This window comes from Glutamicibacter sp. 2E12, assembly GCF_050030965.1.
In the GTDB taxonomy this organism is placed as follows: domain Bacteria; phylum Actinomycetota; class Actinomycetes; order Actinomycetales; family Micrococcaceae; genus Glutamicibacter.
The window spans coordinates 1,821,288-1,845,030 of the sequence record NZ_CP188297.1; the positions used below are offsets into that span (position 1 = coordinate 1,821,288).

Sequence of the window (23,743 nt, forward strand, 5' to 3'; positions counted from 1 at the left end):
TCAAGCGGGTGCTTGTGACCCAGCTCATGAAACAAGAACCAGCGGCTCCCAGAAGGAATGTGTCGATGTTTGGACTACCGGCGTTCACGACCATGGTCATCATCGGGGTTCCGGCCCTCTGGGTGATCTACACAGCTGTTTTCCTGTGGCTCAGCCGCGGCTGGAAGCGCGAGGATGCGAAGGAGCAGCAGTGAGCATCGAGATCCTGTTCCTGGTCATCTATTTCATCGCCATGGCCGCCATCGGCTTCTGGGCGATGAAGCGAGGCAAGCAAGATGCCGAAGGGTTCCTGCTCGGCGGACGCAGCCTCGGCCCCGGCGTCACCGCGCTGCGGCTGCAGAGTTCTTCCATGTCCGGCTACATGTTCATGGGTGCCGGATCCATGGGCTACACCCAAGGCTATTTCAGCATGTGGTACGCGCTGGGCGACCTGGGCGGCGGCATCCTGAACCTCTCGGTCCTGGGCCGGCGCATGCGCAAGCTATCCCAGATCCTGGGTTCCATCACCTCCATCGAGTACCTGGAGCACCGCTACCCCTCGAAGTGGATCCGGCTCATCGCCGCTCCCGTTGCGCTGTTCTGCATGTTCTTCTACGTCCTGGCCCAGTTCATCGCCGGCGGCCGCGGATTGGAAATGGTCTCTGGGGTTTCCTTCCCGGTGGCCTTGGCGATCGCCATCGGCGTGATTGTCCTCTATACCTTCCTTGGCGGCTACCTGGCTGTGGCCTACACCGACTTCGTGCAGGCCATCATCATGGTGGTCGGCATGGTCTGGATCCTGGTTGCCACGCTGATGGCCGTGGGCGGTTTCACCAAGGGCAATGAAGCCGTGGGCGGGATCAACCCCAACCTGCTGACCATGTGGGGAGCGGATCTGGGCTACCAGGGACAGTGGGGAGTCATTCTCGGTGCGCTGCTGGTCTTCTCCATCGGCTACATGGGCTGGCCGCACGTGGTGGTCAGCCACATGGCCATGAAGAAGCCTTCGGTGGCACGTACCGCAGGGGTCTACTCATTGGTATTCAACCTGCTGTTCATCCCCGGCCCCTACCTGGTGGGCCTGTTCGCGCTGATCCTGCTGCCCAACCTGGCCAACCCGGAAACCGCGATCTTCGAGGTCGCCGACGCGGTGCTGCCGACCTTCGCCGTGGGCATCGTCATGGCAGCGATCATGGCAGCCATCATGTCCACCGCCGATGCCCTGCTGCTGCAGGCCGGCACCATCGCCAGCCAGGACATCTACGCCCGGTTCATCAACAAGAAGATGAGCGATGCGCAGATGGTCTGGGTCTCGCGGATCACCGTGCTGGCCCTGGCCATCATCGGCTATGGCATTGCCGCTTTTGATCCTCCCGCGGTGGCCGCCGTGGTGATCTTCTCAACGACCGTGCTGGGCAGCGCCTTTGTCCCTTCCTATATCTGCGCGGTGTGGTGGAAGAAGGCCAATACCGTTGGCGCGATCTCATCGATGGCCGCCGGCACCCTGGTCTCGGTGCTCTGGCAGGTGTCCGGCGCGCCGGATGCCACCGGCATTGATCCGATGGTCACCGGCATCCTGGCATCCACCGCGGCCATGGTCATCGGCAGCCTGGCCAGCCAGAAGTCGCATCCCGTGCCGGAGCATATTGGCCGGGCCCTGGATGAGACTGCGAAGATCGGCCCGATCCCGAAGAAGATGCTCATGGGCCAGGATGCACTGCTGGCCAGCCAGGCGGAAATGGCGGCCCGCGGTGAATGAACTGGTGCTGAAAACCTTGGTCGATGACCAGGACGCGCAACGCATCCTTGCCGCCAAGGCGCCAGGGCTGAGAGTCGAGTCGGCCAAGCTGCGCCATCATCCCTTTGCGGGGTTCATCTTCGAGGTGCCGCAGCTGGCCGGGCGGTCAGGGCAGGCGCACGCCTTGGTGGACTACTACTCGGGCAAGGCCTTCGTCTGCGATCCGTGGCAAGCCGAAGATGCGGAAACCGGCCAAGTGCTGGACCGGGTGGCTGATCCGCAGTGGAACACCATCGATTTCGACACCGCACGCCGGCGGGCCAAGGCCCTGCTGTCCACCGCGGCGCTGCGCCGGGCCCGGCTGGCCTGGCGCGGCGGGGTCCGGGAAAAGAGCAGTGTCGCAAAGGTCTGGAAACCCAACTGGATGATCGAAGCGAGCCTGGAGAAAAAGTCCTACCGCGTCATGGTGGACGGACTGAACGGCGGCTACTTCATCATCGGCAGCTGAGACTGGAAACGCCGGAGGACGGCGCAATGACCAAGATCCATCCCATCACAGGAAGACATCGGAGATTCAATGAAGAATATGCCAAAGCAGTTCCCCGCTCAGTTGCTGAAGAAGGGCTCCTGCATCGTTGCCGGCTCGGCACTGTTCCTCGGCTTGGGGCTTGTCCCGGCCAATGCCGTAGGCAACGGGCCGGACTACGCCGGAAATGAAACCATCAACACCTCGATCCTGCATACGCACGAGTCGATGGCCGCCGAACTGCGCAAGCAGGATGCCAAGCAATCGGCGATGGAACTGGAAGTCATCGGCCAATCCGCCAAGGGACGCGATCTGTTCCTGGCCAAGTACCTTTCTAACCCGGAAAATCCCACGATCATGTTCCTCACCCAGCAGCACGGCAACGAGCAGCTGACCACCGAGGGGACCCTGGAAGTGATCAAGCACCTGGGCTCGGGGCGGATGAAGGAGGTGCTCAAGGACGTCAACATCCTGGTGGTGCCGATGCTGAACCCGGATGGCGCCATGGGCGATGTGGACTTCCCGCTCGATGACTACATCGCCTCGGGGGACCGGCACCTGACCCGCTACAACGCCAACAACGTGGACATCAACCGGGACCACGTGGCCAAGACGCAACCGGAAATCCAGGCGCTGCACAACAATGTGCTCTCCGCCTACGGCATCGACTACATGATCGACCTGCACCACCAGGGCACCCGCTCGGCGGTGGACGGCAAGCTGGTGTCCGGCTCGATCCTCTACCCGACGACCCCGGACGTGCCTGAGGAAGTCCGCGAGGGTTCCAAGCGCCTGGGCGCAGTGGTCTACCAGAATGTCGACCGGACCGGCTGGGGCCACTTGGGCAAGTACGTGGGCGGGACCGCCAACACCATTGCGCGCAATGGCATCGCGGCCGAATACGGCATGTCCACCTTGCTCTTCGAAATGCGCGGCATGAGCGATCACAGCAACCCGGATTATGTCCTGGGACAGAAATCCAATGGCTACTTGCGCCAGCAGACCATCCTGACCCTGGAGAGCACCATCAAGGCGGTAGCCGATGGCTCCGTGGAAACCATGGACACCTCGTTCTGGAACAGCCTGCCGGAGCAGTCGACGTTGCCCGGAGAAGAGGCTGACGAATAGCCGATCCAGTTGATGGCGGGCCCGCAAGGGCCCGCCATTGTCCTGCCTGGAGCAGGAGAACCGCGCTCGGCCCGAAGCGCTGCTGGCCCTAGGGGCGCATGCGGTACGTTTCTACTAGCACTGTCCATACCGGCAAGGAAGCTGAACCATGCTCATCCGCAATGCCCGCCCCTGGGGCGGTCCGCCCAGCGACATCCTGATTGGCGACGGCAAGATTTCAGCGATCACCGCCCACGACCCGCAGCAGGTGCGCAACCTGGCAGATGTCGATGGCCGCGGGCGCATCCTGATCCCCTCCTTCGCCGACGTGCATGTGCACCTGGATTCCACGCGCATCGGCCTGCCCTTCCGCGAGCACACTGGACGCCCGGGAGTGTGGGGCATGATGAGCAACGACCGCGAAAACTGGCGGGATGCGGAGATCCCGCTGCCCGAGCGCGTGGCCGGAACCCTGGAACGGATGATTGCCCGCGGCACCACGCGGGTGCGTTCCTTCGCCCAGGTGGATGTGGATTCCAAGCTGGAGAAATACGAGGCCGTGGTGGCCGCGAAAAAGAAGTTCGCCAACGAGGCCGAGGTGCAGATCATGGTCTTCCCGCAGGCAGGGATCCTGCGCGAGCCGGGTACCGTCAAGCATCTCGAGGACGCGCTGGAAGCCGGTGCGGATGCCATGGGCGGCATCGACCCCTGCGCACTGGACCGCGACCCGGTCCGCCACCTCGACGTGGTGTTCGGGCTGGCCGATAAATACCAGGTGGATATCGACGTGCACCTGCATGAGCCCGGTGCGCTCGCCGTCTTCTCGGCAGAGCTGATTGCTGAACGCACCCGGGCGCTGGGCATGCAGGGCCGGGTCAACCTGTCCCATGCCTACGAGCTGGGCAGTGTCAGCGAGGCTGCCAGCCACCGGCTGATCGACACCTTCGCCGAGCTGGACATCTCGCTGACTTCCGTTGCGCCCAGCACCTCCAATCATTTGCCGCTGGTGGACCTGGTTGGAGCCGGGGTGCGCTTCGGCTTGGGCGAGGACGGGCAGCGCGACTACTGGAGCCCCTACGGGAACTGCGATCTGCTGGACCGGACCTGGCAGTTGGCTTTCGTCAACGGGTTCCGCCAGGACGAACTGATCGGGCATGCGCTGGCCGTGGCCACCATGGGCGGTGCCTCGATCATGGACCGCTCGGTGCCGCGCCTGGCTTCGGTGGCCGACCGCCCAGGGGTGGCCGTGGGGGACCGGGCCGACCTGGTCCTGGTGGATGGCGAGAGCATTGCCTCCACCGTGATGGACCGGGGCACCGACCGCACCGTCATCCACGACGGGCGGGTGGTGGCCGAAGGGTTGAAAGTGCTCTCGGTCGAAAAACCGTACTGACGGGACGTGCTACCGCTAGCGGTGGCGCAGCGAAGCCACCCACGGCTCGCCGAAGATCAGCTGGGTGCGGCAGTGCGCCACCTGGGGCAGTGCCAGCAACTTGTCGATGATCAGTGTCTGGAGCTCAGTGCTGTTGGCCACCGCGACATGGACCAGATAGTCCTCGCTGCCGCTGACGTTGTAGAGCGCGAGTGTTTCGGGCAAAGCGAGGGCCTTCTGCACGAAGTCGTTGGCGGTGTCGCGGGCGTGCGGGCGGATCTGGATTCCCAAAAACGCCTGCTCGCCCTTGCCCAGCAGGCTAGGCAGTACATGGGCGCGGGTAGCCACGATGGTGCCATTGCGGCGCATGCGCCGAATCCGCTCCAGGCAGGTGCTGGGCGCGACCCCCACCTTGGCCGCGATCTCCTTGTTCGGCATCGTCGCGTCCACCTGCAGTAATTCCAGTATTGCCCAATCTACCGAATCCAATTCGGGATATTTGATTGATTTCATTTCTGAGTCACTCATGGACTGATTCTAGCGAATTGGACCCCTAGTCTGAATCTGGAATCGCAGTTGAGGCTGGAGGTATGGCATGGGGATCGAATCATGGGTGGCATTTGCCCTAGCGCTATTGGTGGCGTTGGCAGTGCCCGGCCCCGACCTGGCCCTGGTGGTGCAGGCGGCCACGCGTTCGGTCCAGCAAGGCGTGTCCACGGCTGCAGGAGTAGTCACCGGGCTGATGCTGCATGCGCTGCTGGCGGTGGCCGGGTTGACCGCGCTGCTGATTTCGGCGCCAGGGGCCATGGCCGCCGCCCAGATTCTGGGTGCCGTGGTGCTGCTGTGGATGGGGGCCAGCATGCTGCGCGCAGGACTGCCCCGGGCGGACAGCACCATGCCGGCACAGGCACCACAGGCCCGGAGCGGCTACGCCCGCGGGCTGCTCACCAATGCAACCAACCCCAAGGCGCTGCTGTTCTTCGCTGCCATCCTGCCGCAGTTCATCGGGCAAGCCGAAGGCGCCTCAGTCCGGACCGCGTTGCTTTGCGCGACGGTGGTCCTCGGGGCCGGTCTATGGTGGGCCGGGGCCATCACGGTCATCCGGTTCTCCGGCGTGCATCGATCGCCATCCGCTGGCCGCATCGTGACCCTGGCCGGCGGGGTATCCTTGGTGGCAATTGCCCTCGGACTGCTAGCTGCCGCGGTGCTGGGGCTGGCTGATCCAAATGCCGGATGGCACCGGTAAACCACTAAATCGACAGGGCGCTCATCGGCTGCCTGTTGGAAAGGAAGAGAAAATGACCCGCATTCTGATTGCCGGTGCCGGTGCGACCGGCGGTGCGCTGGGAGCACGCCTGCTGGCGGCCGGAAGGGACGTGACCTTTCTGGTGCGCGAACGCCGACAGGCCCAGCTTGCCGATCATGGGCTGCGCTTCAGCGCCCCGGATTACCAAGGTACCTGGCCGGTTCGGGCAGTCACCGCTCTTGCGGATGAAGAACCCTTCGACCTGGTGATCGTCGCGGTCAAAGCCCCGGCGCTGGCCTCGCTGATCCCGGAACTGGCCGGCGCTATGGGAAATCGCACCCGCATCCTGCCGCTGCTCAACGGCATGGCCCATATCGACGCCCTGGAGCAGGCCTTCGGCGGGCGGGTGCTCGGCGGCATTGTGAAGATCGTTGCCACGCTGGATGAGCAGGCAGTCGTCCAGCAGCTGACCGGCCTGTGCCAGCTGGGTCTCGGCGGTCTGCACGGACAGGAGATCCCCGAGCCGATCATCGAGGCTCTTGATGTGGGTGGCATCGAGCTTGGAGTGCTCGACGATGTTCTCGCCCGGCTCTGGGAGAAGTGGGCTTTCATCGCCGCGGCCGGGGTGATCACATGCCTGTTCCGCGGGAATATCGGCGATATCCTCGCCGCCGGGGGAGAGCCCAAGATCCGCGAAGCCGTCGGCGAATGCGAACGGATCGCGTCCGCGGCCGGCTATCCGGTCAGCGAAGCCGGGCATGAGCAGTCCATCGGGCTGCTGACCGAGCCGGGCAGCTCATTCACCTCCTCGCTCTACCGCGACCTGGGCCACGGCACTCCTGTCGAGGCCGAGCACATCATCGGGGATCTGGCCGCAAGGGCGCAGCAGCTGGGCGTCGCCGCCCCGCTGCTGGATGCCGCGCTGCTGCAGCTGCGCACCCACCAGCAATCGCTGGATCGTGCCGGCACTTCCGCCGCCGGATAAGCCGAAGGCCGCGGTGCCGGAACCTGAAAGTCCCTGCGCCGCGGCCTTCGAAGGCAGCAAGCTATGTGGCGCGCAGCGCGACGAACGTCGCCGAAACGACCTCGGTGACCGCGCGCTCCCAGTCGCCGAGCAAGCCCAGCACGTTCTGACCATCGGAACGGCGGCCTTCCAGCTGCCCAGCCAGTGCGGCCAGCGTCGCGGTGCGCAGCTCGGTGTTCAAATTGACCTTGCCCACCGCGAAGGAAATGGACCGCGAGAGGTCCGCAGGCGCAATGCCCGAAGCCCCGTGCAGCACCAGCGGCACCGTTGATTCGGCGTGGATGGCTTCAAGCACATCCCAGTGGATTTTCGGTTCGCCCTTGTAGCGGCCGTGGACATTGCCGATGGCCACGGCCAGCAGCTGCGCGCCGCTGTCCTGGACGAATCGGGCCACCTGCGCCGGATCGGTCAGCTGGGAGGCGCTCTGCTCAAAGGCCTTGTCCTCGTTGCCCGGCAGGGCACCCAGCTCGGCTTCCAGCACCACCTCAGGGCCGATCAGCGAACGAACCTGCTGGACGAAGGCGGTATTCTCCTCCAGCGTCCCGGCCGAGCCGTCGGCCAGCACCGCGGTGGCGCCGGCTTGCACCGCCCGCACGATCAGCTGCGCGTCGCTGGCGTGGTCCAGCTGGATGGCTACCGGAACTGCGGCCTGCTCGCCCAGGGTGCGCAGGGCGGAGATCAGCCGCAGGCCCGCGGTGGAGCTGGCGGCCTTCGGCGCGACATTCAGGATGACCGCGCGGTCCTGGGCTTCGGCCTCGGCGACCACGGCCAGCGCGGTGGTGAAGTCGTAGCAGGTGAAGGCGGGGACGGCGTGCCCTGCGGCAATGGCCTGGGCGGCCATCTGGTTCATGGGGGTGAGCATCGGGATGATTACACTCCTGCAGCGGTGATGATGGCGTAGGTAATGGCGGTGAGCGCGAACCCGGCCACGCCCAGCACCGTGGTCAGCACGGTCCAGGTGCGCAGGCCCTCGGCCACGGACAGGCCCAGGAAGCGGGTGACAATCCAGAAGCCCGAGTCGTTCACGTGGCTCAGGCCGAAGGCGCCGAAGCCCACAGCGACCAGGATCAGCACCGTCTGCACGGTGGAGAAATCGCCGGCTTCTACGGCTGCGGCCAGCAGGCCGGTGGTGGTGATAATTGCGACCGTTGCAGAGCCCTGCGAAGCGCGAAGGATGGCGGCCAGGATGAAGGCCATCACGATGATCGGCAGGCCGGCCGCAGCCAGGGACTCAGCCAGCACGGTGCCGATGCCCGATTCGGTGAGCACCTTGCCGAACACCCCGCCGGCGCCGGTCACCAGGATCACGATGGCCGCCGGGGCCAGAGCGGAGTCCATGACCTTGCCGGTCTGCTCGCTGGTCCAGCCGCTGCGCACGCCCAGCAGGTAGTAGGAAACTAGCACGGTGACCAGCAGCGCGACAGCAGGGGATCCGACAAAGCCCAGGATGTTGGCCGCAGTGGATTCAGCGGCCACCAGGGAACCGCCCACGGTGCCGAGCATGATCATCACGATCGGCAGCAGGATCATGGAAATGACCATGGACGAGGTCGGGGCCTTGGTTTCCACCATGGTGCTGCCCCCGCTAGTTCCCTGGCCGGAGCCGAAGGATTCGAACTGCGCTGCGGTTTCCGGCAGCATCGGGATCTCGCGGCGGTTGATCCGCTTGGCCACGAAGTAGCTCAAGACGCCCAGCGGGGCGCAGAACGCCAGGCCCAGGATGGTGGCCCAGCCGATGTCGGCGCCGAGGATCTCTGCGCCGCCGACCACACCCGGATGCGGCGGAACCACTACGTGGATGGCCAGCATGATTGCGCCCACCGGCAGGCCGATCTTCACCGGCGAGACCCCCAGGGCCTTGGCGAAGCCGTAGATGATCGGCACCAGCACGATGAAGCCCACGTCGAAGAACACCGGAATGGCCAGCAGGAAGGCCGCGGTGGTCAGCGCGGCGATCACCCGGCGCGGGCCGAAGAGCGCGGTGAAGCGGGTGGAAAGCACCTGGGCTCCGCCGGAAATCTCGATGACCTTGCCGAGCATCGCGCCCAGGCCCACCAGCACGGCCACGCTGCCCAGCGTGCCGCCCATGCCCTCGGTGACCAGGCCGGCCACCTCCTGGATGGGGATGCCCGCGGCCAGAGCCACGAGCATGCTGACCAGCAGCAGGACAATGAAGGCGGGCATCTTGAACTTGATGACGCCGAGCAGCAGCAGGGCCACTCCGGCCACTGCGATCAGTAGCAGCATTAGCGGGCTCATGGGTTGTGTCGTCTCCTTTGACGCGGTGCGCGGGTGTCGAACTCGCGCGCTGATGACTTTACTGGGCAGCCTTCGGGGCTACGACCTTGATGACTGCGGAATCGTCGGCCGCGGCCAGCTCGTGGGCTTCGCCCAGCAGGTAGAGCTGTTCGGCCGCCGAGGCCACCGGGGTGGACAGGTGCAGGGAGCGGGCCGCGGAGGTTACGATGCCCATGTCCTTGACGAAGATGTCCAGGCGCGAGAGCACTTCGGCACCATCCTCGGAGTAGGCCTCGAGCATGCGCGGGCCGCGGTTGCCGAGCATGAAGGAGTTCGCGGCGCCGGCCTGCAGCGCTTCCAGGGTGGTGGCCTGGTCCAGGCCGAGCTTGTCCGCCAGGGCCAGGGCCTCCGCGGCCGCGGCGATGTGCACGCCGCACAGCAGCTGGTTCACCGTCTTCAGGGCCTGGCCATCGCCGGGCTTGTCGCCCACGATGCTCAGGGTGGAGGCCAGCAGCTCCAGCACCGGGCGGACCTTCTCCAGCTGATCCGGCTCGGTTCCGACCACGATCAGCAGGTCGCCTTCGCCGGCGCGCACCGGGCCGCCGGAGAGCGGCGCGTCCACCAGGCCCAAGCCCAGTTCGGCCAGGCGCTTGGCGGTGGCGGGCACCGCTTCCAGGCCAACGGTGGAGGTCAGGATGACCACTGCGCCGGCTTTGAGCTGCCCGGCCACGCCCTGCTCGCCGAAGAGCACGGCATCCAGCTGCTCGCCGTTGCGTACTGCCAGCAGCAGTGCATCAGCGCCGGTGACCGCTTCGCGGGCGGAAGCGAAGGTAGTGATGCCCGACTGGCTGGCCAGGGCCATGCGTTCGGCCGAGATGTCGAATCCGTTGACTTCCAGCTTGGTGGCCAGGCGGGTTGCCATGGGCAGGCCCATGGCGCCCAGGCCGAGGACTGCAACTTTGGTAGTGCTCATTGGGATCTCCAAGAAATTGTAAAGAATGGTTAGAAAGTGGCGCTCAGCTTGGCGGTGACGGCGGTCAGCGAGCTGTCGTCGCCCACGTTGCCGGCGAAGACGATGTAGGGGATGCCGGCGGCAGGTCCGTCCACCGATTCCCAGAGCGAGACAATGCCCGGGAGCATCGGCCCGCGCACGATGGCATGGCGGATTTCCAGGCCATGGGCGGCGACATCCGAGGAGGTGATCCCGCCCTTGGCGATCACGAAGCGCGGGGGAGTGGCGTGCAGGATCAGGTTGACGACCGAAACCACCGCAGCGCTCACGGTGCGGGCGATCTCCAGCGACTGCGCCGCGTCATCGGTTTTCACCAGCTTGCGCGAGGTGTGCACGATGACATCCTGGGTGGCCAGGGCGGCGCTGATCTGCGCGGCCTTGCCCTTCAGGTAGGCCTCGGAGCCGTCGGCGAGGATTTCCGGGACGTCCAGCTCGATCACCGTGGCATTCGAGTGCCGGCTGGTCAGGTCGGCCAGCTGGCGGGTGGTCACGCCCACGTGGGAGCCCACCACGATCAGCCCGCCGGCGGTGCGCCGCTCGGCGCCGTTGCCCGCGTAGATCTCCTCGGCGGACAATGGCTGCCGTTGCTGCTGGCCGATGCGGGCACGCACGAAGGGCGGGCCCACGCGGCACAGCACGCGGGTTCCGGCCGCTTCGGCCTGCTGCAGGCCCTCGGACAAGGCCAGCAGGTCATTTTCCGTGACGATATCCGCGGTGGCGACCTGTGCGTTGGAAGCTTCGGCCAGGCGGGTGGCGATGGAGGAAGCGCCGGAACGGATGGTGTCCAAGTCCAGGACCATCACGTCCTTGGCCGCGATGCGCCCGGCGGTCTTCTCGGCGACGTAGTCCGGCAGATAGCTGGTGCTGAATCCGAAGGTGGCGTCTTTGGCAAACTCAGTCTCGCTGACCTTGGCGACCTGGCCATCGATGGTGCGCATGTAGTGCTCGCCGGCCACGGTGATCCGCCCGGCTTCGCCGAAAGCAGGAACCATCAGCACGGCATCCACCGAGGAATCCGGATCCACGGCGGCCACGGTGGCGGCCAAGGTGTCGGTTTCCAGCGGGAAATGCCCGCGCAGGGTGGAGTCGCTACGGCTGACAAAGGACACCGACAGGCCGGTTTCCGCCGCTGCCTGCAAGGCGGCCCGGGCTACCTGCTCATTGCGCAGTGCGGCGTCGTCGGCGTCCAGGGAGCGGGTGTTGGTGAGCACGTAGACGGCCAGCGGGCGTTCGCCATCCAGCTGCAGGGCGAAGGCCCAGCGGAAGTCCTCGACTTCCCAGCTGGTGAGCACCGGAAGGTTGCTGACCGATTGGGTTCCGGTCGGGTCGTCATCCAGGACCACCAGCACGCTGCCGGTGGAGCGCGCGGCCTCGGCGATTTTCGCGGGCGCGATCTCGCGCTCCGGGAGGTATCCGGCGAGCAACTCGGACTCAAGCATGGTACAAGGACTCCTTTGTCATTGGGCAACGCCTCGGCATCACAGGTAAGATGTCAGACATCTGTCATGACGATTAGTGTTACATGGATCGCGGTCAGCCGCAACTGCCTGCGGGACATAGACTGGACAGGTCTTTGGCGGGATGAATTGTCCCGGGGATGGAGGAAGCATGGCCCGGAAGTCATTGGTCGTAGAGGTCGCCGACAGCGTCTTGGACCGCATAGTCAGCGGTGAACTGTCGGTTGACGAGTTGATTCCTGGCGAGCTGGAACTCTGCGAGACCCTGGAAGTCAGCCGGATGACGGTGCGCGAAGCGATCAAGACACTCACGGCGCAGAACATCATCCGCGTCGAACGGGGCCGCGGGACCTATGTGAATCCGGTCAACATGTGGAACTCGCTGGAGGCGGTAGTACGCGCCACAACCGCCGGCGTGGGGGCGGCCGCGGCTGCCGTGCAGCTGATCGAGTTGCGCCGCATGCTGGAAACCGGCGCCTGCGAGCTGGCCGCTTCGCGGATCACCGAGGAGCAGCTGGCAGCAATGGGCGAACTGCTCGAAGCCATGCGCGCAGCACACGCGGCCGCCGATCTGGACGGCTTTGTCGAAGCGGACCTGGAATTCCACGACGTGATCCTGCGGGCCTCGGGAAATGTTTTCGTTTCGGCGCTCTACGAGCCGCTGGGCCGAGTGCTCTCCTCACGGCGGCGTGAGACCAGCGCCTTCGCGCAGATCCAGCAGCACGCCATCGCCGAGCACGAGCAGATCCTCGTTGCGCTACAGCGGCGCGACAGTTCCCAAGCACGCCAAGCCATGGACAACCACATGCAGCAAACGCTGGATGATTTGAACACCTTCGTGCTCAATAGATAGCCACCCAGCCAATTGCCGTTTGGCACCCTGGCGGGAACGCGGTATCCAGGGATGCGGAGTGCATCCCTGCGTGCTGGGCCATGAGCAGCTGACCGGGATGCGAGGCAATGACGCAGAAGCCGAGCTCAGGCGTTGAAACTCTCGGCGAGCAGGCGATAGGCATCCAACCGGTCTGCCGGGTCGCAGACCAAGGTATTGAGCATCAGCTCGTCGGCACCGTGCTCCTCGGCCAAGGCCAGTAACCGGTCGTGGACCTGGTCCGGGGTGCCTACGATCAGCGCCTTGCTGCGCTCCTCGGCACGGGCCAGTTCCTGCGTATTCCACGGGTGGCTCGCCGCCGTTGCCGTCGAGGGGATCGGTCCATCGTGGCCGAGGTCCTTGCGCACGCGCCAGAGCAAGAGCGCATTGGCCAGGGCCTGCGCCTTCTCTTCGGTTGAGGCGGTGGCAAAGCGAACGGCCAGCACGGTGTGGGCGGCGTGCCCTGCGTTGGCCGCGGCCTCGCGGTAGGCCCGGGTGGCAGGCTCGCCGCCAGCAGGGCGCAGGAAGTGCCCATGGACGTAGCCCGCCCCGAGCATTCCAGGCAAGGGCGCGGTGGAACCGCCGGCGCCCAGTACCCAGACGCGGCCTGCCGGTTCGGTATCCGAGGGCTCGTGGACGGCGTCCAGATCATGCACCAGGGTGGCAATCTTCTGCGCGTAATGCGGGTCCGAGAGTGCAGCGCGGCCCACACCGATGTCCACCCGGTCCGGGTGCACGGCGGCCAGCAGTCCCATGGCTTCGGAGACCTTCTGCGCCTGGTAGTACGGCAGCAAGATGGCACCGGTGCCGACCCGAATGGTCTCCGTGCGTTCCAAAGCCAGCGCGGTCATCATTTCCGGGGCGGCACTGGCGAAGGATTTCGAGTGGTGGTGCTCGGCAAACCAGATGCGGTGGTAGCCCAGCGCTTCCGCATCCTGAGCCAATTGCAGGCCGCTGGACAAGGCCTGGCCTGCGGTGGGGGCATGCTCGGTGAGCGGGACCTGGTCAAGTATGGAAAGCCTCATGCAGGCAGCCCTGCTTTGCGATTCTCCGGGGCAAGCTGCAGCTGCATGATCATGTCCTTTCAACGGCGAGGGTCCAGTCAGTGAGCTTACCGCGTTGCGCAGGGCTGCGGGGCATCCAAGACGCGGCAGGCAGGGGGGGAGCGCTGGCGATCCTTGCCTCCACCCTGAGGGGGAGGCGGGGCAACGGATATCATTCCCGGTCGGGAGGACATCGCCGGCGCGCGGAACTAGTGTTGACACGTAGTGAAAGCAGCAGCTGCGTCCAACTGAGAAAAGGAATCCCATGCACGGCACTTCGCGTTCAGCATCCAACCGCACTTCGACCTGGCTGGCGGCCAGTTCCGCAGCGCTTGTCCTCGGCATGGGCCTGACTGGATGCGGCGCCATTGAAAGCTTCGACAAATCGACTGCGGATGCCTGGGCGGTGACCTACGAGATCACCGTGAGCGGGGAAGCCGCCGATGCGCTGAGTGATGTGTCCTACCTGGACTCGCCCAGCCGCGGCGAAGACTCGGCCGAAGTGACCGAGCAAGCGGTGGCCACGACCAGCGGTGCTGGCAAGAACAGCGAATCAATCTGGACTGCGCAGAGCGTCATCACGGCCGAAAAGGATGCAGCCATCGCGGCTACGCCTGCCGCAGGCAGCACCGCCACCTGCCGGATCCTGCTCGACGGGGTAAAGGAGATCGCGGCGCAAACCGGCAAGCCCGGCGAACGCGTGGAATGCGCCGTAACGACCCCTGCCTTCGGGGAAAAATTGAACCCGGCATCAGCCAAACCATGATCGGAGCGGGTATCGGAAGCATTTGATGAGTAGTTGGCGTGCTCCGAAACCAAGCGAGCATCCCCAGAGGTCGGGGGAGTGCCAGCGCCTATCTGGCACTAGCCACGAAGATAAAATGCCGAAGCCCTGCAGCTATCAAACAGCTGTAACCCTGCGGCAGTCCGCGAATGCAATTGCCCTTCATCAAGTTAATTTTCGACGATTTATAGAAAGCAAATTCTCTAGTAGTTGACTCATTCGCCATAGGATGCGATCAGCGCGACGGTGCGCTTCGGGAGTCGGACTTTGAATGGAGATGGGGTATAGGATGGCACCTTCAGAGAAGCCAGTACAAACCACCACCGACGGGCGCTACCTGATAATCAAGGGGCGGCGGTGGAGAGCCAGTGATCCCTCGATCCCTGCGAAATTACGACAAGAGCTGGTCAACGAGCTGATGTCAGCCCGCCGGGCAGTCAAGCAAGGCGAAATCGGCGCTAGCAAGCGTGTGAATAATGCCAAGCTCGCACTGGGCGAACGTGGACAGCCGTGGTGGGAGGAGCCGGAATCGGATTCAATGGGAGAGCGAATTCGCGCGACCATTCGCAGCTTGCTGAGCCATAGGGCAAACACGTCAATCTGCCCGAGTGATGTTGCACGCATAGTGGGCGGGCCGGACGAAGGGTGGCGTAAGTACATGGGACAAGTGCGCCAGATTGCCGCGGCATTGGCCGTGCAAGGTGAAGTCGTTGCAACTCAAAATGGCGAGCCCGTGGAAGCTGACGGTGTCAAAGGGCCAATTCGGATTAGACGCCGACACCCAGGCGAATAAAATTGCCCGATCTCTAGGGGAAGAACCGAGAATATGCTGGCACCGAGGTCTTCATGCCCGGTGAAGAGGGAGTGCTTCGGGCAAGGAGTCGACCCTCTAGACGCCGTGCTCGGTGACCATGAGCCGGCTGTGGTCGCTAAGCTATCGACCGTAATGCTGGAGCGCTTTAAAGAGGCAGTAGCTGTCGTCTTCGCGGTCAATATCGAGCATAACTCGGTAGGGGATGAACTTTTTCGCTGAGCTCCTGGAATCCGTCCTTAAATGTTTAACTGCCGAAGTTCCAACGAAAGGAGGCAGTCGACTGAAGTGGACGCTGCGTCCCAGGTAACTTTACGTGCTGATGGTGAGCATTTCTTAATGATTTTCACGAAAAGGCGTCATTGAAAGGGAACTGGCAGGCAGAAGATCCCGGTTCGAAGGCTACGAAAGGGGAGCATCATCGCTTCATGGGTAATGCCATCACGCTTTGTGCACTTTGTTGTGGCTTAGTGGCTGTTCTGGATCCTGGTATCCGCAACCCTGGATAGAGGACCGAGGCCAACAACTAGCCCCCAGAAGAAGCCCGGTTCTGGCCCATTAGCGGTCCAACCCAACATGGGTATTGACCGGCCATGAGAATGAGCCAGGACCGCTGGGCTGAAGGGCTTACTGGCTGGCGCCCGCCGCGACGGGCGCTTCTGCGTGGCAGCGTTCCGGGAGAGGATATCGAGCCGGTGAGGTGGTTCGCGACTGCATAGCGGGGCAGGCTGGGATCTTGTGGGCGACGGCAGTGTTCTTCCAGAATTTCACACGGAACTCAGCAATGAGCTCGGTCGCCAGGCGTTCGAAGAACTCTTCCATGGTGAGTCGATCAGCGCAGGCCCTGGTGACTTTCAGTGCTGCTTGGGGGACGGTGACATGCATCATGTGCAGTTCTTCGGTTTGCGGATCGAGCATGGCCACCAGCACTGCACGGCCATGGATTGATGCCATGCCCATGGCATCGTTGAGCGATTCGGCAGGCTGCGTCATGACGATCGGCATTCCCTGCGCCCAGCCGTAGTCGGACAGGTGGGACTTGCCTTCACGGGTGGCGAGAAAATCAGCGACTCTGACTGCGGTTCGGGTTCGTGCGATTCGACCTGGCATTTTAGATACTTCCCTTTCGTGCACTGCTCATGAAAAATATCGATGTGGACGTAATTCTCCGCAGTGAGATGCGCTTCGGAAAGGTCCCGTCGTTTTGGTGGTGCCGCTCTTGGCGTGCGGCGGGTGCTGCAGATCCTAGGCCATGCTCAAATCTGCATGGGATCCATCTGATTCACTTCCCAAACTGGTAGGTTCGAACACTAAACCAGTGGTGGGGGCCAGCGAAGGTGCGGTGGAAGGCTGATCGAGCCAATGTGCTGGGAGTCCAGCTTCGGGCGCGTGCTCTGGTGCTGCGAGCAGGCTCTCCTTGCCGGCGACGGCGAACTGCAGATTCTTCACCTCGAATCGGACACCGAGTGCTGTCTCCATCTGCGGCATGAGGGTGTCGTTGACATATTGCATCAGCGAGGATACGTCCCGTTCACTCTTCGCGGTGCAGGCCAAATTCACGACCAGCTGCTCCGGGGACCCGGTAATGGTGCATATTGCTGAATGCACCGCGTCCCGGCTCCGACACTCTTCAGAGGCGAAGGCGGCAATTTTGTGGATTCGCCTGGTCCACGAATTGGTGTCATGCATCGTTGTTTCTACGGGAACTGCTAAGGATTCTTTCATCTTTCACTCCGGTACTGATAGCTGTTTCGTAGTAGAATATCTTTAGACAAGCTAACTATTAGATAGGTTACATGATTTTTTCTGTGTTGAGCAAGCTGGACCTCGCGAAGAAGGGTATTGGAACCCCAGGGGTTGCGGGCATGGCGTTCGCATCCGGCGGAAGGAGTTTTCATGAGTAGGTATCAAGCCAGTGGGTATTGGTACGGCGAGGGCCGTTCGGTGCCCGAGGCGGTGGATTTGTTGAATCTGATGCGCAAGTACCGTGAGGCGGAGCGCAAGATGCGAGCTGCGACCCGCGGTTCGATGGGAATGAATGAGACCGATATGTCGGCGCTGCGCTTCCTGCTCGCTGCGCACCGTAAGGGGTTGGTTCCCCGCCAGCGGGATTTTGCTGAGGAACTGGGGATCTCCAATGCTTCGGTGTCGGTATTGATCGACCGGTTATGCCGCGATGGGTATGCCGAGCGTATTGTGCATCCTGCAGATCGGCGGTCTGTGGGAATTGTGCCCACTGACTACAGTGATACGGACGTTCGAGGAACGCTGCATCGGATGCATGAGCAGATGATGGATGCCGTAGGCACGCTCTCCGAGGCCGAGAGGGTTGCGGTTGCCAAGTTCCTGAAGGCCATGATCCGCAGCGTCGAGGTCGAGGACGAGCCAAGCCAGCCTTCCAGGGGGAAATCTCAGATGGCGGAGAGCACCGCGTCTTCCCGGTAGGTGCAGAGCGCATAGCACCGCTTTATCCACGCTGGAAGATCTGACCGATACCTTAGTTAGCAGACCGACCAAGGGATAGTTGCCCGTTTAGTTTCCTTCAGTGATTTTGATTCTCCACGTCTCTAGTTGAGTGATCGTCTGACGCGCGAGGGGCCTAGTTCCTGTGTTTCTGAAGACAGGTTTCTGAGGAAAACCTTGTGGTAGCTGTCGCAGGCAACTTGGACGCGTAAGTTAGACGAAACCAGAAAGTATTTAGCCTTTCTAACAAGTTAGGATGATGCAAATGCCACGAAAGCACGTTGATGTAAGTGTCAGTCATGCTGAGTTCGAGGATCTGAATAACGCTCTGGAGGACCATCGAGATGGTTTCAAGAAGATGGCCGAAGAAGCGACTAATGGCTTCGGCTTAGAGCCGGCCTACTGGGAAGGACGGGCCCAGGAAGTCGAGGGTCTACGCGAGACGATTCACGAGCACAGTACTGATGAACTGGAACAGTTTGAGTCTTCCACCAGAGAAGCGGACACTGGCCCCGAGGTTGATTCGGCTCGGGATCGGGACTTTGAATCCGATTCTCGCCAGTGAGCAACCGGCGCAGGCATGCGAGAGGCACTTCATCACACGGCAACGGTCCACCACTATTCCGTGGTGGACCGTTGCTCTGCAGGTGCAGTTAGGCACGCTTGCGCGTGAGCAATCCCCTAATGACTAGTACGATCAGCGAACCGCCAATGGCCAGGACCCAGCTGGACAGGGACCAGAACTGGTCCACGCCTTCGCCGAAGACTGCTGGGCCGATCCAGCCACCTACGATTGCGCCGACGACGCCCAGCAGCAAAGTAGCGAGCCGTCCGCCGCCCTGCTCTCCGGGTTTGATGGCCTTGGCAATAGCACCGGCGATCAGTCCCAAAACGATCCAACTTAAAATATCCATGGGTTCTTCTCGACTAGTTCGTATTGGGTCTTGCCCGTTGGCGGCGACACTCGCCCCTTGTCCAGCAAGCTACCCGCAGGTGCCATCCAGCAGGCGCACAGCGAACGGCACGTGGCGGCGATAGAATTGCAAGGAGCCGCCGAGGTGTACCCGGCGGGCGGGAAGGCATAGCAAAGCAGTGGACCCAAGGATTTCATCGCGCAAGGACAGGCAGAACTTTCCTGCCGCTGCGCTGCCCTCGGGCCGCGGCCTGCCTGCCCTGAGGCAGATCCTCGGTTTCCTGCTGCGCGTGCTGAAGCTTGGGCACGTGCGCGTTTTCCGCTACCTGGCGGTGATCACCACCCTGCAGGCAGCTAATGGCTTGCTGGTCATCCCTGCGATCAAGTACCTCTTCGGCCTGGCGCTGGAAATCAGCAAGCTGAACAACGTCACCGACCGGACCTACACCGTGCTGCTGGCCCACCCGGTCTCGGTGCTGCTCCTGCTGGCCATCGCGGTGCTGGCACTGGGCGCGGTGAGCGTGCAGTTCGTGGCACTGATCGTGATGGTCAACCGCCAGCAATCCGGGAAGCCTCCCAACCTGCGGGCCGAGTGCCGCGAGACCGCCGCCTGCCTTGGCCGGATGCTGTCCTACCCCTCGCCGCTGATGATGGTGTACTTTTTCCTCGCCCTGCCGCTGGGCGGCTTGGGCCTGTCTTCGGTGCTGATCCAGGGTGTGGGGATCCCGCCCTTCGTGACCCGCGAGTACCTCAAGGCGCCGCTGAGCACGGGGATCTACCTGCTGATGATCGGGGCGATCATCTACGCCAACCTCCGCCTGGTGCTCACCTTGCCGCTGCTGGCTGTCGGGCCGAAGCGGCCGCTGGCTGCCTTGGGCACCAGCCTGAAGGCCACGCACCGCAACAGCCTGCGCTACCTGCTGCTGATCGGGATCCCGCTGGGAGTCTGCGCCCTGTGCGCCTCACTGCTGGTCGAGGCGCTGGTATGGACCTCGGATCTGGCCGCCAGCCTGCTCGGCGTGCAGAACTCCGCGCTGGTGGCGACCCTGTGCATCGGCGTGGGACACACGCTCGGTTTCCTGCTGATCGGAGCCGCGACCGTGGTGGCGATCCAGGTTGTGGTGGCCCTGAGCCGCGAGTACCTGGCACTGCCCGTCACCCTGCAGGAGCGCTCGCAGCGGCATCGCAGCGCGCAGTCGCGCGCGCTGAAGGCCGCCGCCGGGACCGCGGCCGCGGCCTTGGTGCTTTCAGCGAGCTTTGCCGCATCCCCTGCCTTGGGGCAGACCGCAACGGGAGCCGGGGACGCGCAGATCCTGGCCCACCGCGGCTACTCGGCGGGCGGGGTGGAAAACACCTTGGGAGCCCTGGAAGCCGCGGCAACGCATCAGGCCGACATCGTCGAGGCCGATTTCCAGGAAACCGCGGACGGGCATTTCGTAGCCAGCCACGATACCAACCTGCTGGTGGTCGCCGGGGTGAACCGGAACATCCACGAGATGACCCTGGCCGAAGTCCGGAAGGTCACCGTGCGCGAAGGCGGCTTCGCCGACCGCATCCCCACCATGCAGGAGTACCTGGAGCACGCCGATGAGCTGGGCATCCCGGTGCTCGTGGAGCTGAAGGTCACCGGCCACGAATCCAAGGGCTACCTGGAGCGCTTCCTGGCGCAGCTGGACGCGACCGGGAACACCACGCAGAACATCTACCATTCGCTCAGCCCCCGGGCAGTCAAGGAAATCAAGGCGCAGCGCCCCGAGCTGCGGGTCGGGCTGACCGTGGCCATGAGCGTGGGCGGGCTGCCGAAGGCGAACGCCGATTTCTACACCCTGGAGCAGGCCTCCTTCACCCGCGAATTCCTGGAGCAGGCCCACGCGCTGGACCGGGAGGTGTATGCCTGGACCGTTAATGACGAGTCCACCATCCGCGAGCTGCTGGGCATCGGCGTGGACGGCATCGTCACCGACAACGTGGAACTGGCCATCCGGGACCGCTACCTGGTGGCCAACAACCCCGCCGCGGAGTACCGGGTGGGTTCCGCGCTGGCGTACCTGGACATCTTCCGCTAGATTCCGGCGCTCAGGGCGTCTCCGGATAGGTACCATCGCCCAAATCCGGATTTGCCAGCGACTGCAGCGGATCATGCAAGAACACCCGACGCCCTTCATTGCGCAGCCGGCGCAGCCCTTCCAAGGTCATTCGCCGGGCCACATCGGTGAAGGAGAAGACCCGGGAAATATCCACGTGCACGTCTCCGTCGAAACGCGACTCGGACATGATATCGAGCAGTTCGGCAGCAGCGGTGAACTGCACGTTGCCCTGCAGCGAGAAGGTCTCGCGCGTGCCGCCGCGCTGCACGTCGATGACATCGAGCCGGCCATGGCTCGGGGCCAGCAGGTGCATGCCCATGTCCGTGGACAGCCGCTCGAAGGCCCGCCGCGCCCGCTGGCTGTTGCCGTGCGAATCCAGCCGCGGCGAGAACGCGCCGATGCCCACCTGGTCCGGCAGCACGCCCACCAGCCCGCCGGCCACCCCGCTCTTGGCGGGGATCCCGACGCGGGTCAGCCAGTCGCCGGCCCCGTCGTACATTCCGGCCACCGCCATCACCGACATCACCTGGCGGGCCGTGGCCTCGTCCATGATCCGCTCGTGCGTGCACGGCTGCACCCCGCCATTGGCCAAGGTGGCGGCCATCGCCGACAGATCCGCCACGGTGACCAGGATGGAGCACTGGCGGGTGTAGCCGGTGACCACCTCATGCGGGTCATCGTCGATGATCCCGTGCTTGCGCAGCATGTGGGCCATGGACAGGTTGTGGTCCGCGGTGCCCAGCTCCGAGTTGAAGACCGCTTCGTCGATGCGCAGCCGGCGCCCGGCCAGTGCGGAGAACAAATCCAGTGCCCGGTCAACGCGCTGCTCGCCGGTGGCGTCGGCGCCGACCATCAGGCCGTGGGCGGCGATGGCCCCGGCATTGATCATCGGGTTCTTCGGCCGATTGGTGCCATCCTCCAGCGACAGCTCGTTGAAGGCCTCGCCCGAAGGCTCCACCCCGATATGTTCCAGCACATGCTCCAACCCGCGGTCCATGATGGCCGCTGCGTAGGCGAAGGGCTTGGAGATGGACTGGATGGTGAACTCGATCCCGGCATCCCCGGCGGTGTAGGTGCTGCCCATAGCGGTGGTCACGGCCAGGGCGAAGAAATCCGGATTGGCGTCGGCCAGCTCGGGAATGTAGCCGGCGCGCTGCCCGGAGGTGTCGTCGCGCAGCGCATCGAGCACTTCGTGGAGGTAATCGGGAATCGGATTCTTCATGGTGCCATTTCCTCTTGGATCTCGGGTGGATTCTGCCATTGTTCCGGTTACGGCCCACCCTATCGGCAAGAGCGCCCTATGCCGTGTACCCATGCTTACGGCCGGTCAGAAAGTGCCTGCAGAAGTTGCTGGAATTCTGGGACGTTCAGCCGCGCAGGGCTTTGCCGTGCGGCGACTTCTATGGGGACAGAAAGCTGGCCCCGATCATAAGGAGAGAGATCATGAAATGCAGGCTGATCATGCGTGCAATTTCGGATTCATCCAGCCTTGTGGCGGATTTGCCGATGCCTTCGCGCATTGCAGTGCAATTCAGAGCTGCGGATTCATGAGCGTCGAAGAAGGCCAATCAGTCGAATACAAGATTGAAGCGGGACCGCCGAAGGATGCCGTGATGGGCGATGAGGATCTGGCCGGCAACCACTCGCTGCTGAGGCTGCTCTGATTTGGATTTCACTGCCACTATCGCGCCTGGAGCCGCGGACAGGATGGCTGCTGCAGGACACTGTTGTCCTCTTGGGATTGCCGCATTCTCGCCTGTCGATAATGCGTATAGGCCCAGCCGCGTGGCACCGGGGAAACTGGCAGTAGGCCCTGTTTCTGCAGGGATGTGCTGCTTACCGAAAGGACGTCATCGTGTACTTTATTGTCGTTAAATTCAAAGTCAAGCCGGATTGCTCAGACCGCTGGCCGGATCTGGTGCGCAGTTTCACCGAGTCAACCCGTGCGGAACCAGGCAACCTTTGGTTTGATTGGTCGCGCAGCCTTGAAGACCCCAACGAATTCGTTCTGGTTGAAGCCTTCCAGGACGACGCAGCTGGAGACCACGTGGGCAGCGACCACTTCAAGCAGGCCATGATCGACATGGCGCCGGCCCTGGTTGAAACTCCGCGCATTGTCAGCCGGCAGATCGAAGGCGATACCTGGGACCGCATGGGCGAATTGGAAATCAGCTAGCAACTTTTGCGATGAACCCTGAAATTGCTGGGGCAAGGCCAGCGGCAGCTGCGACTCATATTGAAGTTCCCAGCTCACCTCGACAAGATGGGGTTATGGGATATAACGATTCACTAGCTGGCCTTGCTTCAGTTCAAAAAGCATTCGCCTTGCTGGACGTGGTGGCCGCGCATAACCGGGGTATGGCTGCCAAGGAGATCGCTGCAGAACTGCAGATGCCCTTGCCTACCGTTTATCGCCTGCTCAAGACCTTGACCCTGTCGGGCCACCTGGTCCACCTGCGCGATGAAGGGCTCTATGCCCTGGGCTACAAGCTTCACGCCCTGGATAACTCGCTGCGCCGGCAGGTAGGCACCCCGCCTTCGGTGGCGCGCTTGATCCGCGAATTGCATGTGCGGGCCGATGCCGCCGCCTACTACGCAGTGCACCGCGGAGAAGATATCGTGGTCGCCCACGTCGTTGAGTCGCCACTGCGCCCGCGCATCACCCCCATGGGCTTCGGGTTCAACAATGGTGCCCATGCCACCGCCTTCGGCAAAGTGCTGTTGGCGGCCATGGATGCCGAACGCTGCCACGCCTACCTGGACAAGCACGGCATGCCCGGGATGACCTCCGCGACCATCTGCGATCCGCAGGTCTTTGCCGCAGAACTGGACGCCGTACGCGAGACCGGCATTGCCATCGAACGCGAAGAATTCATCCGAGGCGCCTCCTGCATGGCCGCCCCGGTAACCACGGGCGCCGGGCAAGTCATCGGATCGGTGGCAGTTTCCATGGACCCGGCCGAATTCCAGACCCGCCACCGAGACGTCTCCGTCCTGCTGCGCGATGTGGCTTCGCGGGTGAGCCGCGCGCTGCGGGGCACCTCGATGCTAGGCGCAGCTTGCGCCGACTAA

26 protein-coding genes are annotated in these 23,743 nt (G+C 63.6%); 16 read left to right on the plus strand and 10 right to left on the minus strand.

What is annotated here, in order from left to right:
• Positions 1–65: 65 nt before the first annotated feature.
• The 5 genes from ACP3TE_RS08550 (at position 66) to ACP3TE_RS08570 (ending at position 4,743) form a co-directional block, all read left to right on the plus strand.
• Positions 66–194 carry a hypothetical protein gene (locus tag ACP3TE_RS08550; RefSeq protein ID WP_286134668.1) on the plus strand — a complete coding sequence of 43 codons (129 nt, stop codon included), beginning with the start codon at positions 66–68 and terminating at the stop codon, positions 192–194.
• Entirely contained in the window at positions 191–1,738 is a 1,548-nt protein-coding gene (locus ACP3TE_RS08555; RefSeq protein WP_133833950.1) for a sodium/proline symporter, read from the plus strand. Before ACP3TE_RS08550 ends, ACP3TE_RS08555 begins: the two co-directional genes overlap by 4 nt.
• Positions 1,731–2,225, plus strand: coding sequence for a hypothetical protein (locus tag ACP3TE_RS08560; RefSeq protein WP_332488091.1), 495 nt, complete (start codon positions 1,731–1,733; stop codon positions 2,223–2,225). Before ACP3TE_RS08555 ends, ACP3TE_RS08560 begins: the two co-directional genes overlap by 8 nt.
• Positions 2,226–2,303: 78 nt before the next feature.
• Positions 2,304–3,371 carry a M14 family zinc carboxypeptidase gene (locus ACP3TE_RS08565; RefSeq protein WP_426736214.1) on the plus strand — a complete coding sequence of 356 codons (1,068 nt, stop codon included), beginning with the start codon at positions 2,304–2,306 and terminating at the stop codon, positions 3,369–3,371.
• A gap of 148 nt (positions 3,372–3,519) precedes the next feature.
• On the plus strand, positions 3,520–4,743 hold the full coding sequence (locus ACP3TE_RS08570; protein ID WP_426736039.1) for an amidohydrolase family protein: 1,224 nt from the start codon (positions 3,520–3,522) through the stop codon (positions 4,741–4,743).
• Between the two features lie 15 nt (positions 4,744–4,758).
• Here ACP3TE_RS08570 and ACP3TE_RS08575 read toward each other — a convergent pair whose 3' ends face one another.
• The gene (locus ACP3TE_RS08575) at positions 4,759–5,250 is read right to left on the minus strand and encodes an Lrp/AsnC family transcriptional regulator (RefSeq protein ID WP_426736041.1); all 492 of its coding nucleotides are present in this window, start codon (positions 5,248–5,250) and stop codon (positions 4,759–4,761) included.
• A 67-nt stretch (positions 5,251–5,317) separates the two neighbouring features.
• Between ACP3TE_RS08575 and ACP3TE_RS08580 the strand changes: the two genes are divergently transcribed.
• Entirely contained in the window at positions 5,318–5,968 is a 651-nt protein-coding gene (locus ACP3TE_RS08580) for a LysE family translocator (protein WP_426736043.1), read from the plus strand.
• Positions 5,969–6,020: 52 nt separating this feature from the next.
• Positions 6,021–6,953: a ketopantoate reductase family protein gene (locus ACP3TE_RS08585; RefSeq protein WP_426736045.1), complete on the plus strand. Its 933-nt coding sequence runs from the start codon at positions 6,021–6,023 to the stop codon at positions 6,951–6,953.
• Positions 6,954–7,014: 61 nt separating this feature from the next.
• On the opposite strand, the gene ACP3TE_RS08590 is transcribed toward ACP3TE_RS08585, so the two are convergent.
• Genes ACP3TE_RS08590 through ACP3TE_RS08605 form a run of 4 tightly spaced genes read right to left on the minus strand, consistent with a single transcriptional unit; the run spans position 7,015 to position 11,681 of the window.
• Complete coding sequence (locus tag ACP3TE_RS08590) at positions 7,015–7,842, minus strand: class II fructose-bisphosphate aldolase (protein ID WP_426736047.1); 828 nt, start codon at positions 7,840–7,842, stop codon at positions 7,015–7,017.
• A gap of 20 nt (positions 7,843–7,862) precedes the next feature.
• The gene (locus tag ACP3TE_RS08595) at positions 7,863–9,251 is read right to left on the minus strand and encodes a GntP family transporter (protein ID WP_426736049.1); all 1,389 of its coding nucleotides are present in this window, start codon (positions 9,249–9,251) and stop codon (positions 7,863–7,865) included.
• A 58-nt stretch (positions 9,252–9,309) separates the two neighbouring features.
• Positions 9,310–10,203, minus strand: coding sequence for an NAD(P)-dependent oxidoreductase (locus ACP3TE_RS08600; RefSeq protein ID WP_426736051.1), 894 nt, complete (start codon positions 10,201–10,203; stop codon positions 9,310–9,312).
• Positions 10,204–10,232: 29 nt separating this feature from the next.
• Positions 10,233–11,681, minus strand: coding sequence for a four-carbon acid sugar kinase family protein (locus tag ACP3TE_RS08605; protein WP_105662340.1), 1,449 nt, complete (start codon positions 11,679–11,681; stop codon positions 10,233–10,235).
• Positions 11,682–11,850: 169 nt separating this feature from the next.
• On the opposite strand from ACP3TE_RS08605, the gene ACP3TE_RS08610 reads away from it, so the two are divergent.
• Positions 11,851–12,552 (plus strand): FadR/GntR family transcriptional regulator, encoded by a 702-nt coding sequence (locus ACP3TE_RS08610; protein ID WP_332488108.1) that lies wholly within the window; start codon positions 11,851–11,853, stop codon positions 12,550–12,552.
• Positions 12,553–12,677: 125 nt separating this feature from the next.
• Here the strand turns inward: ACP3TE_RS08610 and ACP3TE_RS08615 are convergent, their stop codons facing one another.
• Positions 12,678–13,595 carry an MsnO8 family LLM class oxidoreductase gene (locus ACP3TE_RS08615; RefSeq protein WP_332488110.1) on the minus strand — a complete coding sequence of 306 codons (918 nt, stop codon included), beginning with the start codon at positions 13,593–13,595 and terminating at the stop codon, positions 12,678–12,680.
• A gap of 283 nt (positions 13,596–13,878) precedes the next feature.
• On the opposite strand from ACP3TE_RS08615, the gene ACP3TE_RS08620 reads away from it, so the two are divergent.
• Entirely contained in the window at positions 13,879–14,379 is a 501-nt protein-coding gene (locus ACP3TE_RS08620) for a hypothetical protein (RefSeq protein ID WP_105658936.1), read from the plus strand.
• Between the two features lie 307 nt (positions 14,380–14,686).
• Positions 14,687–15,190: a DUF3253 domain-containing protein gene (locus tag ACP3TE_RS08625; RefSeq protein WP_105658963.1), complete on the plus strand. Its 504-nt coding sequence runs from the start codon at positions 14,687–14,689 to the stop codon at positions 15,188–15,190.
• A 645-nt stretch (positions 15,191–15,835) separates the two neighbouring features.
• Here ACP3TE_RS08625 and ACP3TE_RS08630 read toward each other — a convergent pair.
• A complete protein-coding gene (locus ACP3TE_RS08630; RefSeq protein WP_105658938.1) occupies positions 15,836–16,318 on the minus strand; it encodes a hypothetical protein in 483 nt (160 codons plus the stop codon).
• 135 nt (positions 16,319–16,453) lie between these two features.
• Positions 16,454–16,897 (minus strand): hypothetical protein, encoded by a 444-nt coding sequence (locus tag ACP3TE_RS08635; protein ID WP_426736055.1) that lies wholly within the window; start codon positions 16,895–16,897, stop codon positions 16,454–16,456.
• Positions 16,898–17,104: 207 nt separating this feature from the next.
• On the opposite strand from ACP3TE_RS08635, the gene ACP3TE_RS08640 reads away from it, so the two are divergent.
• Both ACP3TE_RS08640 and ACP3TE_RS08645 read left to right on the plus strand, forming a co-directional pair.
• Positions 17,105–17,653 (plus strand): MarR family winged helix-turn-helix transcriptional regulator, encoded by a 549-nt coding sequence (locus ACP3TE_RS08640; protein WP_426736058.1) that lies wholly within the window; start codon positions 17,105–17,107, stop codon positions 17,651–17,653.
• Positions 17,654–17,936: 283 nt separating this feature from the next.
• Positions 17,937–18,236 (plus strand): hypothetical protein, encoded by a 300-nt coding sequence (locus tag ACP3TE_RS08645; protein ID WP_133833959.1) that lies wholly within the window; start codon positions 17,937–17,939, stop codon positions 18,234–18,236.
• An 88-nt stretch (positions 18,237–18,324) separates the two neighbouring features.
• On the opposite strand, the gene ACP3TE_RS08650 is transcribed toward ACP3TE_RS08645, so the two are convergent.
• Positions 18,325–18,585, minus strand: coding sequence for a GlsB/YeaQ/YmgE family stress response membrane protein (locus ACP3TE_RS08650; protein ID WP_426736060.1), 261 nt, complete (start codon positions 18,583–18,585; stop codon positions 18,325–18,327).
• 178 nt (positions 18,586–18,763) lie between these two features.
• On the opposite strand from ACP3TE_RS08650, the gene ACP3TE_RS08655 reads away from it, so the two are divergent.
• Positions 18,764–20,650, plus strand: a complete 1,887-nt coding sequence (locus ACP3TE_RS08655) for a glycerophosphoryl diester phosphodiesterase membrane domain-containing protein (RefSeq protein ID WP_426736062.1) — start codon at positions 18,764–18,766, stop codon at positions 20,648–20,650.
• A 10-nt stretch (positions 20,651–20,660) separates the two neighbouring features.
• On the opposite strand, the gene ACP3TE_RS08660 is transcribed toward ACP3TE_RS08655, so the two are convergent.
• Positions 20,661–21,893: a glutaminase gene (locus ACP3TE_RS08660; RefSeq protein WP_133833961.1), complete on the minus strand. Its 1,233-nt coding sequence runs from the start codon at positions 21,891–21,893 to the stop codon at positions 20,661–20,663.
• 25 nt (positions 21,894–21,918) lie between these two features.
• Here ACP3TE_RS08660 and ACP3TE_RS08665 point away from each other — a divergent pair, with 25 nt between their 5' ends.
• The 3 genes from ACP3TE_RS08665 to ACP3TE_RS08675 all read left to right on the plus strand — a co-directional run bounded on the left by ACP3TE_RS08665 (position 21,919) and on the right by ACP3TE_RS08675 (position 23,743).
• On the plus strand, positions 21,919–22,335 hold the full coding sequence (locus ACP3TE_RS08665; protein WP_426736065.1) for a cold shock domain-containing protein: 417 nt from the start codon (positions 21,919–21,921) through the stop codon (positions 22,333–22,335).
• Positions 22,336–22,526: 191 nt separating this feature from the next.
• A complete protein-coding gene (locus ACP3TE_RS08670; protein WP_105658946.1) occupies positions 22,527–22,847 on the plus strand; it encodes a putative quinol monooxygenase in 321 nt (106 codons plus the stop codon).
• Positions 22,848–22,942: 95 nt separating this feature from the next.
• Positions 22,943–23,743, plus strand: coding sequence for an IclR family transcriptional regulator (locus ACP3TE_RS08675; RefSeq protein WP_105658947.1), 801 nt, complete (start codon positions 22,943–22,945; stop codon positions 23,741–23,743).